The 14959-nt window shown below is 70.4% G+C and carries 13 protein-coding genes and 1 tRNA gene; 7 read left to right on the top strand and 7 right to left on the bottom strand.

The genetic code is table 11. The features are described 5' to 3' along the window. Positions 1-115 precede the first annotated feature (115 nt). Together ACZ3OF_RS16535 and ACZ3OF_RS16530 are read right to left on the bottom strand one after the other, a co-directional pair. Positions 116-1897, bottom strand: a complete 1782-nt coding sequence (locus ACZ3OF_RS16535) for an SDR family oxidoreductase (protein ID WP_467305175.1) — start codon at positions 1895-1897, stop codon at positions 116-118. Continuing rightward, positions 1894-2745: a M24 family metallopeptidase gene (locus ACZ3OF_RS16530; RefSeq protein WP_361670276.1), complete on the bottom strand. Its 852-nt coding sequence runs from the start codon at positions 2743-2745 to the stop codon at positions 1894-1896. The genes ACZ3OF_RS16535 and ACZ3OF_RS16530 overlap by 4 nt, the downstream gene beginning before the upstream one ends. A 249-nt stretch (positions 2746-2994) precedes the next feature. On the opposite strand from ACZ3OF_RS16530, the gene ACZ3OF_RS16525 reads away from it, so the two are divergent. Genes ACZ3OF_RS16525 through ACZ3OF_RS16510 form a run of 4 tightly spaced genes read left to right on the top strand, consistent with a single transcriptional unit; the run spans position 2995 to position 6492 of the window. Next, complete coding sequence (locus ACZ3OF_RS16525) at positions 2995-3957, top strand: ABC transporter ATP-binding protein (RefSeq protein WP_361670706.1); 963 nt, start codon at positions 2995-2997, stop codon at positions 3955-3957. After that, complete coding sequence (locus ACZ3OF_RS16520) at positions 3954-4850, top strand: ABC transporter permease (protein ID WP_361670279.1); 897 nt, start codon at positions 3954-3956, stop codon at positions 4848-4850. Before ACZ3OF_RS16525 ends, ACZ3OF_RS16520 begins: the two co-directional genes overlap by 4 nt. Further along, complete coding sequence (locus ACZ3OF_RS16515) at positions 4847-5758, top strand: ABC transporter ATP-binding protein (protein WP_361670281.1); 912 nt, start codon at positions 4847-4849, stop codon at positions 5756-5758. Before ACZ3OF_RS16520 ends, ACZ3OF_RS16515 begins: the two co-directional genes overlap by 4 nt. Positions 5759-5772: 14 nt before the next feature. Continuing rightward, positions 5773-6492 (top strand): ABC transporter permease, encoded by a 720-nt coding sequence (locus ACZ3OF_RS16510; RefSeq protein ID WP_361670284.1) that lies wholly within the window; start codon positions 5773-5775, stop codon positions 6490-6492. Positions 6493-6648: 156 nt separating this feature from the next. Here ACZ3OF_RS16510 and ACZ3OF_RS16505 read toward each other — a convergent pair whose 3' ends face one another. Together ACZ3OF_RS16505 and ACZ3OF_RS16500 are read right to left on the bottom strand one after the other, a co-directional pair. Further along, a complete protein-coding gene (locus tag ACZ3OF_RS16505; RefSeq protein ID WP_467305171.1) occupies positions 6649-7989 on the bottom strand; it encodes a CynX/NimT family MFS transporter in 1341 nt (446 codons plus the stop codon). Then, a complete protein-coding gene (locus ACZ3OF_RS16500; protein WP_361670711.1) occupies positions 7986-8711 on the bottom strand; it encodes a FadR/GntR family transcriptional regulator in 726 nt (241 codons plus the stop codon). Before ACZ3OF_RS16500 ends, ACZ3OF_RS16505 begins: the two co-directional genes overlap by 4 nt. A gap of 147 nt (positions 8712-8858) precedes the next feature. On the opposite strand from ACZ3OF_RS16500, the gene lpdA reads away from it, so the two are divergent. The 3 genes from lpdA (at position 8859) to ACZ3OF_RS16485 (ending at position 11252) form a co-directional block, all read left to right on the top strand. Then, on the top strand, positions 8859-10262 hold the full coding sequence (gene lpdA, locus ACZ3OF_RS16495; RefSeq protein ID WP_361670287.1) for a dihydrolipoyl dehydrogenase: 1404 nt from the start codon (positions 8859-8861) through the stop codon (positions 10260-10262). Positions 10263-10363: 101 nt separating this feature from the next. Continuing rightward, a complete protein-coding gene (locus ACZ3OF_RS16490; RefSeq protein WP_467305169.1) occupies positions 10364-10981 on the top strand; it encodes a rhomboid-like protein in 618 nt (205 codons plus the stop codon). A gap of 186 nt (positions 10982-11167) precedes the next feature. After that, a tRNA-Ser gene (locus ACZ3OF_RS16485) sits at positions 11168-11252 on the top strand. Positions 11253-11352: 100 nt separating this feature from the next. Here ACZ3OF_RS16485 and ACZ3OF_RS16480 read toward each other — a convergent pair. The 3 genes from ACZ3OF_RS16480 to pheA all read right to left on the bottom strand — a co-directional run bounded on the left by ACZ3OF_RS16480 (position 11353) and on the right by pheA (position 14942). Continuing rightward, positions 11353-12159: an HAD family hydrolase gene (locus ACZ3OF_RS16480; RefSeq protein ID WP_361670293.1), complete on the bottom strand. Its 807-nt coding sequence runs from the start codon at positions 12157-12159 to the stop codon at positions 11353-11355. Further along, a complete protein-coding gene (gene serS, locus ACZ3OF_RS16475) occupies positions 12156-13445 on the bottom strand; it encodes a serine--tRNA ligase (RefSeq protein WP_361670296.1) in 1290 nt (429 codons plus the stop codon). Before serS ends, ACZ3OF_RS16480 begins: the two co-directional genes overlap by 4 nt. Positions 13446-14006: 561 nt before the next feature. After that, positions 14007-14942, bottom strand: a complete 936-nt coding sequence (pheA, locus tag ACZ3OF_RS16470; protein WP_467305166.1) for a prephenate dehydratase — start codon at positions 14940-14942, stop codon at positions 14007-14009. Between the last annotated feature and the right edge of the window lie 17 nt (positions 14943-14959).

The raw sequence follows: 14959 nt of genomic DNA, 5'->3' as shown, positions 1-14959 counted from the left end.
GGGGAGCTCTCCCGCGAGGGATGGTACGACCGCCGGCCGTGACGGGGTACGGCCGTGGCCGCCCCGCCACCGCCCGCACGGCCGCCGGCCCCGTGGCCACCGCCCGTACGGGTTCTCACGCGGGCGGCTCCAGCCGGGCTATCGCGCGCAGCGCCCTAGGGGCGAACCGGGACATCATGTGCGCCCCGCGCGCCTCCGGTGTCACCGGGACGACGGCCAGATCGCGCACCACGGCGCGCAGGATCGCGTCCGCGACCTTCTCCGGAGGGTAGTTGCGCAGCCCGTACAGCCGGGAGGCCTTCTTCTGGCGCCGCTTCTCCTCCTCCTCGCCCGCCCCGGCGAACCGGGCCGTCGCGGTGATGTTCGTGTTCACGATCCCAGGACAGATCGCCGAGACCCCGATCCCCTGCCCCGCCAGCTCGGCGCGCAGGCACTCGCTCAGCATCAGCACGGCCGCCTTCGACGTGCTGTACGCGGGCAGGGCGCGGGAGGGCTGGAAGGCCGCGGCGGAGGCGGTGTTGACGATATGGCCGCCCTGGCCGCGCTCGGCCATCTGACCGCCGAAGATCCGGCAGCCGTGGATGACGCCCCACAGGTTGACGTCGAGGACCTTCTTCCAGTCCTCGCTGGTCGTCGCGAAGAACGAGCCCGAGAGACCTATCCCCGCGTTGTTGACGAGCACGTCGACGATTCCGTACTCGCTCGCGACCTTGGCCGCGAGCTTCTCCATGGCCTGTTCGTCGCTGACGTCGACGGTCTCGCCCCAGGCCTCGGGGGCGCCGATGAGCCGGGCCATCTCAGCCGTACGGGCCGCGCCCTCGCCGTCCCGGTCGACGGCGACGACCCGCGCGCCGGCCTCGGCGAAGGCGAAGGCGGTGGCCCGGCCGATGCCGCTGGCCGCGCCGGTGACCAGGACCAGCCGGCCACCGAACCGCTCTGCGTACACGGGATCGGCGGCGCTCTTCGCGGCCGTGCTCGGAGCCCTGGTGGCCGGGTCCTCGTTCGCCTGGACGAACTCGGTGATCCAGGAGGCCAGTTGGTCGGGCCGGGTGCGCGGGACCCAGTGCTTGGCCGGCAGGGAGCGCCGGGTCAGGTCCGGGACCCAGTCGGCGAGGTCGTCGTAGAGCCGCTCGGACAGGAACGCGTCGCCGGTGGGGGTGATCAGCTGCACGGGTGCGTGGGCGTACGCGTCGGCGCGCGGCCGGCGCAGGCGCGAGCGGACGTTGTCCCGGTAGAGCCAGGCGCCGTGCGCGGCGTCGTTGGGCAGCGAGGGGGTCGGGTAGTCGCCGGCCGGGACCTTCTCGACGCGCTCCAGGAGCTTGGGCCACCGCTTGCCGAGCGGTCCGCGCCAGGCGAGCTCGGGCAGGACGGGGGTGTGCAGCATGTACACGTACCAGGACTTGGCGCCCTGGCCGAGGAGCTGGCCGACCCTGCGCGGGGTGGGCCGCGTCATGCGCTGCTTGATCCAGTGCCCGAAGTGGTCGAGCGACGGGCCGGACATGGAGGTGAAGGAGGCGATGCGTCCTTCGGTGCGCGGGACGGTCACGAACTCCCAGGACTGCACCGAGCCCCAGTCGTGTCCCACCAGGTGCACGGGCCGGTCCGGGCTCACCGCGTCGGCGACGGCCAGGAAGTCGTCCGTCAGCTTCTCAAGCGTGAACCCGCCGCGCAGCGGAGCCGGTGCCGTGGACCGTCCGTGGCCCCGGATGTCGTACAGCACGACGTGGAACCGCTCGGCGAGCCGGTGCGCGACCTCCGTCCAGACCTCCTTGGAATCGGGGTAACCGTGCACGAGCAGGACGGTCGGCCGGTCGGTGTCGCCCAGCTCGGCGACGCACAGCTCGATCCCGCCCGTACGGACCCAGCGCTCCCGCGCCCCGTTCAGTGCCGCCGTCATGCCGCCGCCCCCTCCTCGTTCCAGCGCCGCACGTGCGGCAGGTCGTCGTCCAGCCAGAAAGCGCTCTGCTCGGGGTCCTTCGAGTCGGTGACGACGAGGATCTCCTCGAACTTCGCTCCCGTACCCCGGAATCCGAGGTGCGGCTCGACCGCCCACAGCCCCGGCCGGGGCGGGTGGTCGGAGAACGTGTACGGCGACCAGAGCGGCGACCAGCCGTCGCGGTGACCGTGGATCGCGTCGCTCGCGAGGCCCTTGAGCGACTGGGTGCCGAAGCCGAAGAGGGTGGGGGACCAGCGGCGCTCCTTCACCCGGTCGATCTTGTGGGCGATCACGCCGAAGGGATACGCGCGGTGCCGGTTGGCGTATCCCTGGCGGACCATGAGCCGGTCCACGTCCTCGTAGATCTCCCGCAGCGTGCGGCGTTCGCGCACCTCGGCCAGGATCAGCTCCCGGTGGGCCCGGAGGTCGGCGAGGAGTCTGTCGTGGACCGGGTTGAGGCCCAGACAGCCGGAGTAGCCGATGTCCGAGGTGTAGCCCTTGTACACGGGCGCCATGTCGAGGATGAACGGCATCCCCGCTTCGAGGCGCCGGTTCGTGGGGAAGAACTGCAGCGGGATCTTGAAGTCGACGAAGGCCGTGCGGTCGCCGAACCAGGCGAAGGGCCGGTGGAACCAGTCCCGCACGCCCCGCTCGTACAGCCAGTCGCGCTGCATCTTCGCGGCCTCGCGCTCGGTCACGCCGGGCCTGAGCTGCGCCGCGACGGCTTCCGCGCACTCGTACGAGAGGCGCTGCACTTCCCGGAACCCCCGCAGCTCCGCGGTCAGTTCGCTTGTCACTGCTGAGGCCATGCCACCCGTCCGTCCCATGAACATCCGTGTGTGCGCTACGTGGTCGTAACTTGACACTGATGAATGTGACAATGCCCGGCGGCTACGTCAAGGGGTGTGCAGGACGCCTGTGGAAAACCCGGCGGGGGCTTCCGCGGAAAGACTTTGGTCTCGACTCCCTTACGGGTCTGTACGCCTGGAGTCGTATATGGATCGAGCCGTTGGGCTGACGACTGCTGTGGCGCACACCACTACCTTCGAACCGTGACTGTGATCGCCACCGAAAGCCTCAGCAAGCGGTTCCCCCGGGTGACCGCTCTCGACCGGCTCTCCCTGGACATCGGGCCCGGTGTGACCGGACTGGTGGGTGCCAACGGAGCCGGCAAGTCCACGATGATCAAAATCCTCCTGGGCCTGTCCCCCGCCACGGAAGGCCGCGCCCACGTGCTCGGCCTGGACGTCGCCACCTCCGGCGCCCAGATCCGTGAACGGGTGGGGTACATGCCCGAGCACGACTGCCTCCCGCCGGACGTCTCGGCGACCGAGTTCGTCGTCCACATGGCGCGGATGTCGGGTCTGCCCGCCACCGCGGCCCGCGAGCGGACGGCCGACACCCTGCGCCACGTCGGTCTGTACGAGGAGCGGTACCGCCCCATCGGCGGCTACTCGACCGGCATGAAGCAGCGGGTGAAGCTGGCCCAGGCGCTGGTCCACGACCCGCAGCTGGTCCTCCTCGACGAGCCGACCAACGGCCTGGACCCGGTCGGCCGTGACGAGATGCTCGGCCTGATCCGCCGGGTCTGGACCGACTTCGGCATCTCGGTGCTCGTCACCTCCCACCTCCTCGGCGAGCTGGAGCGCACCTGCGACCACGTCGTCGTCATCGACGGCGGCCGGCTGCTGCGTTCCAGCTCCACCAGCGACTTCACCCAGATCACCACGACCCTCGCGGTCGAGGTCACCGACTCCGACACCCACCCCGACGGGGCCCAGGCCGTGCGCGCCGCGCTCGCCGCCGCGGGCGTCACCCTCCACGAGGGTCTCGAGGACGGGCTGCCCGGAGCCGGGCACATCCTCCTGGTGGAGGCCGCGGGCGAGGAGACGTACGACCTCGTCCGCGACACCGTCGCCGACCTCGGCCTCGGTCTCGTACGGATGGAGCAGCGGCGGCACCACATCGCCGAGGTCTTCCGCCCCGACGCCCAGCAGCAGGAGGAGGTGCCGGCGCGATGAGCTCCCAGGCCCCCGAGACCACACAGATCCACAACATCGGCTACCGCAACTACGACGGGCCGCGCCTCGGCCGCGCCTACGCGCGCCGTGCGCTGTTCTCGCAGTCGCTGCGCGGGGCGTACGGACTGGGCCGCAGCGCCAAGTCCAAGGTGCTGCCGATGATCCTCTTCGCCGTGATGTGCGTTCCCGCGCTGATCATCGTGGCGGTCGCGGTCGTCACCAAGGCGAACAAGCTGCCGCTCGACTACACGGCCTACGCGATCTACCTCCAGCTCGTGATCTGCATCTACCTGGCCGCCCAGGCCCCCCAGTCCGTCTCCCGGGACCTGAGGTTCAGGACGGTGCCGCTCTACTTCTCGCGCCCGATCGAGCGGATGGACTACGTCCTCGCCAAGTACGGGGCGATGGCATCGGCGCTCTTCGTCCTGACGGCCGCGCCGCTGGTGATCCTCTTCGTCGGGGCGCTGCTCGCGAAGCTGGACTTCTCCGACCAGGCCGCGGGCTTCGGCCAGGGGCTCGTCTCCGTGGCGCTGCTCTCGCTGCTCTTCGGCGGCATCGGCCTGGTCATGGCCGCGCTCACCCCGCGGCGCGGCTTCGGCGTCGCCGCCGTCATCGCGACCCTGGTGATCTCCTTCGGCGCGGTCTCCACGCTCCAGGGCATCGCCTACGGCACGGACAACCTCGACGCCATCAAGTGGATCGGCCTGTTCTCGCCGATCACGCTCATCGACGGAGTGCAGACCGCCTTCCTCGGCGCCGGCACCTCCTTCCCCGGCGGGGACGGCGTGGGCCCGGGCGCCGGAGTCGGCGTGGTGTACCTGCTGGTCGTCCTCGCGCTCATCGCCGGCTCGTACGGAGTCCTGATGCGCCGCTATCGAAAGGTCGGACTGTGACCACGATCAACATCGACCACGCCTCGCGGTGGTTCGGCAACGTCGTGGCCGTGAACGACGTCACGATGACCATCGGCCCCGGCGTCACCGGCCTCCTCGGCCCCAACGGGGCCGGGAAGTCCACCCTCATCAACATGATGGGCGGCTTCCTCGCCCCCTCCACGGGCACGGTCACCCTCGACGGCGCGGCGATCTGGCGCAACGAGTCCGTCTACCGGCAGATCGGCGTCGTGCCCGAGCGGGAGGCGATGTACGACTTCCTCACCGGGCGTGAATTCGTCGTCGCCAACGCCGAGTTGCACGGCCTGGGCGACAAGGAGGCGCAGCACGCGCTCGCCACGGTCGAGATGGAGTACGCGCAGGACCGCAAGATCGCGACGTACAGCAAGGGCATGCGCCAGCGCGTGAAGATGGCCTCAGCCCTCGTCCACGACCCGTCCGTGCTCCTGCTGGACGAGCCGTTCAACGGTATGGACCCGCGCCAGCGCATGCAGCTGATGGACCTGCTGCGCCGGATGGGCTCCGCGGGCCGCACGGTGCTCTTCTCCTCGCACATCCTGGAGGAGGTCGAGCAGCTCGCCTCGCACATCGAGGTGATCGTGGCCGGGCGGCACGCCGCCTCCGGCGACTTCCGCAAGATCCGCCGGCTGATGACGGACCGGCCGCACCGCTATCTCGTACGGTCCAGCGACGACCGGGCGCTCGCGGCCGCGCTCATCGCCGACCCGTCCACGGCCGGCATCGAGGTCGACCTCGCCGAAGGCGCCCTGCGCATCCAGGCGGTGGACTTCGGCCGCTTCACGGAACTGCTGCCCCGGGTCGCCCGGGCGCAGGGGATCCGGCTGCTGACGGTCTCGCCCTCGGACGAGTCCCTCGAATCGGTCTTCTCGTACCTCGTAGCGGCCTGAAAGGAGCCTGACCGATGTACAACCCCACAGTCGCCCGGCTCACCTACCGGGCCCTCCTCGGCCGCCGGCGGGCGCTGATCCTCTTCCTTCTTCCCGCGTTCCTGCTGCTGATCGCCGCTGCGGTACGGATGTTCAACGGCGCCGACGACCAGGTCGCTGCCGATGTCCTCGGCGGTTTCGCGCTCGCCACGATGGTGCCGCTGATCGGTGTCATCGCCGGAACGGGCGCGATCGGCCCGGAGATCGACGACGGTTCGATCGTCTACCTGCTGTCCAAGCCGGTGAAGCGGCCGTCGATCATCTTCACCAAGCTGATCGTCGCGATCGCCGTGACGATGGTCTTCTCCGCGGTGCCGACCTTCATCGCCGGCATGATCCTCAACGGCAACGGGCAGCAGGTGGCGGTGGCGTACACCGTCGCGGCGCTGGTCGCCTCCATCGCGTACAGCGCCCTCTTCCTGCTGCTGGGCACGGTCAGCCGGCACGCGGTCGTCATCGGGCTCGTCTACGCGCTGGTCTGGGAGGCCCTGTTCGGCTCCCTGATCTCCGGGGCGAAGACGCTCAGCGTGCAGCAGTGGGCGCTCGCGGTCGCCCAGAAGGTCAGCGGCGAGGGTCTGGTCACCTCGGACGTCGGCCTGGCGACGGCGGTGTCGCTGCTGATCGGCGTGACGGTCCTCGCGACCTGGTACGCGGGCCAGAAGCTGCGGACGCTGAAGCTGGCGGGCGAGGAGTAGGACGGCACGCACGAGTCCCTGAGCGGGACGGCACGCACGAGTCCCCGAGCAGGACGGCACGCACCCCGCGCCCCGAGCGGGACGGCGCCGTACCGAGGCCCCCGCGAGGGGGCCTCGGTACATGTCATGAGATCTCGGGCGGGTGGTCCTGCGTGGTCAGACCTTGCGGTCCCCGGCCGCGAGCAGGCCCACCACCAGAGCGGTCGCGCAGACGCCAAGCACCATGACGATCGGCACCGTCCACGAGCCGGTCGCCTGGTGCACCGCGCCGGCGACCAGCGGTCCGGCCGCGGCCAGCAGATAGCCGACGGTCTGGGCCATCCCGGAGAGCCGGGACGCGGTCACCGCGTCGCCGGCCCGCAGCACGATCAGGGTCAGGGCGAGGCCGACGCCTCCGCCCTGTCCGACGCCGAGGAGCGCGGACCACAGCCAGGCGCCCTCGACGGGCGCGGCCAGCAGCCCCGCGTAACCCGCCGCGACCAGCGTCGTGACGAGGACGACCAGCGGGCGCTGACTCCGCATCCGGCCCGCGAGCAGCGGCACCGCGAACGCCCCCGCCACCTGCGTCAGGGTGTTGAAGGCGAACAGCACGCCGGCCGTGGAGCGGCTCATCCCGTGGTCCGTGAAGATCGTCGGCATCCAGGCGATCAGGACGTACGTCCAGAGGGACTGCAGGCCCATGAAGAGGGTCACCTGCCAGGCGAGCGCGGAACGCCAGACGCTCCGCGCGGGCGCGGGCGCCGGCGCGGCACGGCCCCCGTGACCGGCGTACGGCCGACCCCCTCGCTCCGTACGGCCCTTGGCGAGCAGCACCTGAGGCAGCCAGGACACCGCGGCGAGCGCCGCCAGCAGCGACCAGAAGGCCAGTGACGCCTCCCAGCTCCCGCCGAAGGCCTCCTCCAGCGGCACCGACGCCGCCGCGACCACCGTCGCACCGGCGATCATCGCGCCCGTGTAGAGCGAGGTCATCGACGCGGCCCGGTCCGGGAAGTCCCGCTTGATCAGGCCGGGCATCAACACGTTGAGCAGCGCGATCGCCGTACCGACCAGGACACCGCCGCCGTACAGCGCGTACACCGACGGCAGCACGCGCACCAGGATGCCGAGGCCGAGCAGTAACAGCGCCGCGAGCAGCACCGGTTCGACGCCGAAGCGCCGTCCCAGCCCCGGCGCCACCAGCGCGCCCGCCCCCAGGAAGAGGACGGGTACGGAGGTCACCAGCGAACTGGCCGTCGACGACAGGCCGTACTGCGCCGCGATCTCACCCACCAGGGGAGCCACGCTCGCCAGCGCCGCCCGCATGTTGAGCGAGGCGAGCACGATCGCGGCCATGAGCAGCAGCGGGTGCGCGAGCAACGCGCGCCGCCCCGAGGCCCCTTGCGTGGCGGCGGACTGGGATCGGGTGGCCTGGGTGACGTCGGTGACCTGGGAGGCTGCGGTGGCCGGGCCGTCCTCGGACGGCGCGCCGAGGACCGGGCTGCCCGCATCCGTCCTCACCGCGACTCACCCTCCGCCGGCTTCTCCTCCGACGATTCCTCCGCGGGCGACTCCCCCGTCAGTGCCGTCACCGTCTCCATCGGCACCCGCAACAGCTCCCGGGCCTGCGTCTCCGCCGCCTCCGCGTCCCCCGACTCGATCGCCGCGATCAGCGCCTCGTGCGCGTCGATGTCGACCGGCGGCATCTCCCGGTCGCCGAGCGCCTCCACGAGCACCTCGTGCACCTGGGTGGAGAAGAAGCGGTACACCTCGGTGAAGGCCGCGTTGTGCGTGGCCGCGACGACGGCCAGGTGGAAGGCCAGGTCCGCGTCCGCGTCACGGTCGCCCTCCTCGCGGAGGGTGGTGAGGGCGGCCCGCAGCCGCAGCAGGTCGTGGGTGTCCCGCCGTACCGCGGCGAGGCGCGCCGCCTCCGCCTCCAGCGCCACCCGCAGTTCCAGGACGTCCCGTGCGCCGGCATGGCGCATGCCGCGCAGGACGGCCGCGGGATCGGCGGTCGAGCGGACGAACGTGCCGTTGCCCTGACGCGAGGCGAGGAGCCCCGCGTGGACCAGGACCCGGATCGCCTCACGGACGGTGTTGCGGCCGACGCCCAGCTGCTCGGCGAGCTCGTGCTCGGTCGGGATGCGGTCGCCGACGGCCCACTCGCCCTGGACCAGCTGCTCCCGCAGCTGCTCGACCACCGAATCCACCAGCGAGGTCCGCCCCGCCGCCTTCAGCGCCATCACCACTCCACCGCCATGCGACACTCCACCCTCATTGGCCCGGTTGCCCAGTCATCCTACAACTGACGCCCGAGGCCCTCCGAGGGGCGCCGGACTACTGTGGCTCCGTACGGGACCGAACACCCTCACCACCCTCGGGAGTCAGTCATGTCAGACCGCTTCGACGTCGTCGTACTCGGAGCTGGCCCCGGCGGCTACGTCGCTGCCATCCGCGCCGCCCAGCTGGGCAAGCGGGTCGCGGTCGTCGAAGAGAAGTACTGGGGCGGTGTCTGCCTGAACGTCGGCTGCATCCCCACCAAGGCGCTGCTGCGCAACGCCGAGCTCGCCCACATCTTCAACCACGAGGCCAAGACCTTCGGCATCAAGGTCGACGGCACGGTCTCCTTCGACTACGGCGAGGCGTTCAGCCGCAGCCGCACGGTCGCGGACGGCCGGGTCAAGGGCGTCCACTTCCTGATGAAGAAGAACGGCATCACGGAGTTCGACGGCCGCGGCACCTTCGTCGACGCGAACACGATGCAGGTCGACAAGTCCGACGGCACGACGCAGACGATCACCTTCGACAACTGCATCATCGCCACCGGTGCCACCCCGCGGCTCCTGCCGGGCACCGCCCGCAGCGAGCGCGTCGTGACGTACGAGGAGCAGATCCTCGCCGAGGACGTGCCGCAGTCGATCATCATCGCCGGCGCCGGCGCGATCGGCATCGAGTTCGCCTACGTCCTGCACAACTACGGCGTGAAGGTGACGATCGTCGAGTTCCTCGACCGGGTCGCGCCGCTGGAGGACGCGGACGTCTCCAAGGAGCTGGCCAAGCAGTACCGCAAGCTCGGCATCGACGTCCTCACCTCCACCCGCGTCGAGGCGATCGACGAGTCCGGCCCGCAGGTCCGCGTCACCGTCACCGGCAAGGACGGCGCGCAGAAGGTCCTGGAGGCCGACAAGGTCCTGCAGGCCATCGGCTTCGCCCCGAACGTCTCCGGCTACGGCCTGGAGAGCACCGGCGTGGCGCTCACCGAGCGCGGCGCGATCGAGGTCGACGGCCGCTGCCGCACCAACGTGCCGCACATCTACGCCATCGGTGACGTGACCGCGAAGCTGATGCTCGCGCACACCGCCGAGTCCATGGGTGTCGTCGCCGCCGAGACCATCGGGGACGCCGAGACCATGGAGCTCGACTACCCGATGATCCCGCGCGCCACGTACTGCCAGCCGCAGATCGCCAGCTTCGGCTGGACCGAGGCGCAGGCGCGGGAGAAGGGGTACGACGTCAAGGTCGCCAAGTTCCCGTTCACCGCCAACGGCAAGGCGCACGGCCTCGGCGACTCCACCGGCTTCGTGAAGATCATCGCCGACGCGCAGTACGGCGAGATCATCGGCGCGCACCTGATCGGCCCCGACGTCACCGAGCTGCTGCCCGAGCTGACGCTGGCCCAGCAGTGGGACCTGACGGTCCACGAGGTCGCGCGGAACGTCCACGCGCACCCGACGCTGGGCGAGGCCGTGAAGGAAGCGGTCCACGGTCTTGCCGGACACATGATCAATTTCTGAGAACTCTCCCGGTTCAGGGTGATAGGCACTGAAACGTGCCGTGTGAAACCCTTTCTGGTGGTGCGCCGGGTGGCGAACCGTCCCGACCGATCAGGTCGTGGGTGCGTTCGTCACCCGGTACGCATGTGTGGCTGCTCGTCATCGCGATCACCAGCATCGTCATCGCGCTGTCGTCCGACGGCCTGGAGCACTACCTGCTGCACCGCAACAGCAGCAATCTCCACCAGCTCTCCCACCACCCGATCCGGGCGCTGCTCGGCAGTGCGTTCTGGATCGAGAACCCGGCGAACTTCCTGCTGTACGCGGTGCTGTTCGAGGTCTTCCACGCGCCCGTCGAGCGCTGGCTCGGCACGCCGCGCTGGCTCGTCACGGTCGCCACGGCCCACATCGCGGCCACGCTCATCAGCCAGAAGGTCGTCCTGGAGGCGATCCAGGACCACGATGTGCCGCGCAGCATGGCGCACGTGGTGGACATCGGCGTCAGCTACGGGCTCGCGGCGTCGGTCGGCATCCTGACCTACCGGATCCCGCGGCCCTGGCGGTGGCTCTATCTGGCGGGAGCGCTGACGTTATTCGCCGTACCGCTGTTCACGAGCCATACGTACACGGATCTGGGTCACGCGATCTCGCTCGCCGTCGGTCTGGCCTGCCGGCCGCTCACCCGGGGCGTCCCGCGCGGTAATTCGGTGGCTTCCGAACCTCCGCCACGCGCACACTAGTTGTGCGGGAGACGCCCGCTGTGAGGCCGCCGGGCCGGCCACGAGACCGGGGAGGAGCGCGACGATGACCGACACCAGTTCGAGCCGGAGTTCGAGTCCGTCGAGCTCCCTGCAGGGCGGCGCCCCCTAGCGCCGCCGGGGCGGCCGCTTCGAGCGCGCGGGTTCTCCGCGCGAGGCCGCCCACCCGGAGGATTGGCCGAGTGGTAAGGCAGCGGCTTGCTAAGCCGTAGTCGGGTTCACGCCCGCGCGCGTTCGATCCGCGCATCCTCCGCGTGACCCCTGGGCGGGCGGCGACCATGCTGTGACAGCCGGCCGCCGAGGCCCGGGGCCGTAGCGAAGCGGTGAGGCCCGTACGGGTACGGGCCCCGCGCCTACGCCGCGAGCAGGCGCTCCAGCACGACCGCGATGCCGTCGTCCTCGTTCGAGGTCGTGACCTCGTCCGCGACCGCCTTCAGGGATTCGTGCGCGTTCTCCATCGCCACGCCGCGCGCCGCCCAGCCGAACATCGGGATGTCGTTCGGCATGTCGCCGAAGGCGATCGTCTCCGCCGCCTTCACGCCGAGCCTGCGGGCCGCGAGCGAGAGGCCGGTGGCCTTGCTCAGACCCAGCGGGAGGATCTCGACGATCCCCGGGCCGGCCATGACGACGTCCACCAGGCTGCCGACCGTCTGCCGGGCGGCGCCCGCCAGCTCGTCGTCCGACAGCGTGGGGTGCTGGATGTAGAGCTTGTTCAGCGGGGCGGACCACAGCTCCGCCGGGTCCTCGAAGGGGACGAACGGCAGCGGCCCCTCCTGCACCCGGTAGTCCGGACTGATCAGCACCGCGCCGTCCAGACCGTCCCGGCTCGCCGCCAGGGCCAGCGGTCCCACCTCGGCCTCGATCTTCGACAGCGCCAGACCGGCCAGCTGCCGGTCCAGGGTGACCGAGGTCAGCAGCCGGTGTTCGCCCGCGTGGTAGACCTGCGCGCCCTGACCGCACACCGCGAGTCCCTCGTAGCCGAGGTCGTCGAGGATGTGCCGCGTCCAGGGGACGGACCGGCCGGTGACGACGATGTGCGCCGCCCCCGCCGCCACCACGGCGGCGAGAGCGTCACGCGTACGTTCCGAGACCGACTCGTCGGCGCGCAGCAGCGTGCCGTCGAGGTCCGTCGCGACGAGCTTGTACGGGAAGGAGCTCACTTGGAGATCGGCTCCAGGACCTCGCGGCCACCCAGGTAGGGCCGGAGGACCTCGGGCACCCGCACCGAACCGTCCGGGAGCTGGTGGTTCTCCAGGATCGCCACGATCGTGCGCGGCACGGCGCACAGGGTGCCGTTCAGCGTCGCGAGCGGCTGGACGACCTTCTTGCCGCCCCGCTCGTCGCGCATCCGCACGGACAGGCGGCGCGCCTGGAAGCCGTCGCAGTTCGACGCGGAGGTCAGCTCGCGGTACTTGCCCTGGGTCGGGATCCAGGCCTCGCAGTCGAACTTGCGCGAGGCGGAGGAGCCCAGGTCGCCGGTGGCCACGTCGATGACCTGGAAGGGCAGCTCAAGGCTGGTGAGCCACTGCTTCTCCCACTCCAGGAGCCGCTTGTGCTCGTTCTCGGCGTCCTCCGGAGCGACGTACGAGAACATCTCGACCTTGTCGAACTGGTGGACCCGGAAGATGCCCCGGGTGTCCTTGCCGTACGTGCCGGCCTCACGGCGGAAGCACGGCGAGAAGCCGGCGTAGCGCAGCGGGAGCTTGTCCGCGTCGATGATCTCGTCCATGTGGTACGCGGCGAGCGGCACCTCGGACGTACCGACGAGGTAGAAGTCGTCCTTCTCCAGGTGGTACACGTTCTCCGCGGCCTGGCCGAGGAAGCCGGTGCCCTCCATGGCGCGCGGGCGGACCAGCGCCGGCGTCAGCATCGGGATGAACCCGGCCTCGGTCGCCTGCGCGATCGCCGCGTTGACGAGGGCCAGCTCCAGCAGGGCGCCGACACCCGTCAGGTAGTAGAAGCGCGAGCCGGAGACCTTGGCGCCCCGCTCGACGTCGATGGCGCCCAGCGCCTCGCCCAGCTCCAGGTGGTCCTTGGGCTCGAAGCCCTCGGCCGCGAAGTCGCGGATCGTGCCGTGCGTCTCCAGGACGACGAAGTCCTCCTCGCCGCCGACGGGCACGTCCGCGTGGACGATGTTCCCGAGCTGGAGCAGGAGCTTGCGGGCCGTCTCGTCGGCCTCGTTCTGCTCGGCCTCGGCGGCCTTGACGTCGGTCTTGAGCTGCTCCGCCTTCTGCAGGAGCTCGGCGCGCTCCTCGGGGGAGGCCTTGGGGATCAGCTTGCCGAGCGCCTTCTGCTCGGATCGGAGCTCGTCGAAGCGGACGCCGGACGACCTGCGCCGCTCATCGGCGGAGAGCAGGGCGTCGACGAGTTCGACGTCCTCTCCACGGGCGCGCTGGGAGGCGCGAACACGGTCGGGGTCCTCACGGAGCAGGCGAAGGTCAATCACCCCACCAGGCTACCGGTGCGCGCTCGTCCCACCCCACCCGATATAGCCGTGCGTGTTGCTATGCCCGAATTGCCGGCATTGGGAAATGCTCTCCCTATTCGTCAATAAACGGTACAGGGGCCCCCGAAAAGGGGCGGACGGGCGCGCGGCTTGACCGAACCGCCCCGTGGGTGCGCGGACTTCTCCACAGCGGAGGCCTGTCCTGAAAAGTTTTCCACAGGCTGTGCGGAACTTCTGTGGATCGTGAACGAATTCCTGGGCGCAATCATGATCAAACCACCCCGGCGCACTCTTCCGGGTGGGAATTCCTTGATCTCACTCGCTCTAAAGAGTTGATCAACGGAATGGGGGTGACGTGAGGCGGGCTGCGCCCTGTGGGTGACAGAAAGCCGACTGGGGTGATTTGTCGACCTCACTCCCCAGCCATATCGACTTGTCCCCAGGCCGAGAGGGTCGCCTGTGGATAACTAGGGGCGTGGACGGAAAATATGCAGGTAGGACTAGTGGTTCACGCCTGTGGACGACCGCCCCCGGCGAAGGAGGCGGTGGGGCACTATCAGGTCAGGCCCGACCGTCCTGGGCCCTCGCCAGCCAATCGGAGGCCGCCATGAACTCCGCGTCCGACGTCCCGCGCCGCAGCGCCCGTACGTCCTCGACCGCGACGCCCGCCCGCGGGTACGAACCGAGGAACCGCACCTTCGGGCAGATCCGCTTCAGACCCATGAGTGCCTCGCCCACGCGCCGGTCCGAGACATGGCCCTCGGCGTCCACGGCGAAGCAGTAGTTGCCGATCCCCGCGCCCGTCGGACGGGACTGGATCAGCATCAGGTTGACCCCGCGCACCGCGAATTCCTGGAGCAGCTCGAGGAGGGCACCCGGATGGTCATCACCCAGCCACAGCACCAGCGACGTCTTGTCCGCGCCCGTCCGCGCCGAGGGCCTGGCCGGACGGCCCACCAGGACGAACCGGGTCTCGGCGTTCTCCGCGTCGTGGATCTCGGTGACCAGGGCCTCCAGGCCATAGGTCGCCGCCGCGAACTCGCCGGCGAAGGCCGCGTCGAACCGGCCCTCCTGCACCAGCCGGGCCCCGTCCGCGTTCGAGGCCGCCGACTCCCACAGGGCGTCGGGCAGGTGACCGCGCAGCCAGTTCCGCACCTGCGGCTGCGCCACGGGGTGACCGGTGACCGTCTTGATCTCGGACAGCTTGGTGCCCGGCCGGACGAGCAGCGCGAAGGCGATCGGCAGGACCACCTCGCGGTAGATCATCAGCGGTTCCCCGGAGGCCAGCTCGTCCAGCGTCGCGGTGACGCCGCCCTCAACCGAGTTCTCGATCGGTACGAGCGCGGCGGCGGCCTCTCCGTTGCGTACGGCGTCCAGCGCGGCCGGTACGGAGACCATCGGGACGAGTTCCCGGGTCGCGGCCTCGGGCAGCGTACGCAGCGCGGCCTCCGTGAAGGTGCCTTCGGGGCCGAGATACGTATACCGGGTGGCTGACATACGGTCACCCTAATAGG

Source organism: Streptomyces sp. NPDC022552, assembly GCF_055561875.1.
Note: the sequence above shows the minus strand (reverse complement) of the source record. Positions and strands in the feature narration are given on the sequence as shown.

What these genes read in the sequence shown, in the direction of transcription:
- ACZ3OF_RS16535 (WP_467305175.1), bottom strand. Translation starts at nt 1,897, where the DNA reads ATGACGGCGGCACTGAACGGGGCGCGGGAGCGCTGGGTCCGTACGGGC.
- ACZ3OF_RS16530 (WP_361670276.1), bottom strand. Translation starts at nt 2,745, where the DNA reads ATGGCCTCAGCAGTGACAAGCGAACTGACCGCGGAGCTGCGGGGGTTC.
- ACZ3OF_RS16520 (WP_361670279.1), top strand. Translation starts at nt 3,954, where the DNA reads ATGAGCTCCCAGGCCCCCGAGACCACACAGATCCACAACATCGGCTAC.
- ACZ3OF_RS16510 (WP_361670284.1), top strand. Translation starts at nt 5,773, where the DNA reads ATGTACAACCCCACAGTCGCCCGGCTCACCTACCGGGCCCTCCTCGGC.
- ACZ3OF_RS16500 (WP_361670711.1), bottom strand. Translation starts at nt 8,711, where the DNA reads ATGGCGCTGAAGGCGGCGGGGCGGACCTCGCTGGTGGATTCGGTGGTC.
- lpdA (WP_361670287.1), top strand. Translation starts at nt 8,859, where the DNA reads ATGTCAGACCGCTTCGACGTCGTCGTACTCGGAGCTGGCCCCGGCGGC.
- pheA (WP_467305166.1), bottom strand. Translation starts at nt 14,942, where the DNA reads ATGTCAGCCACCCGGTATACGTATCTCGGCCCCGAAGGCACCTTCACG.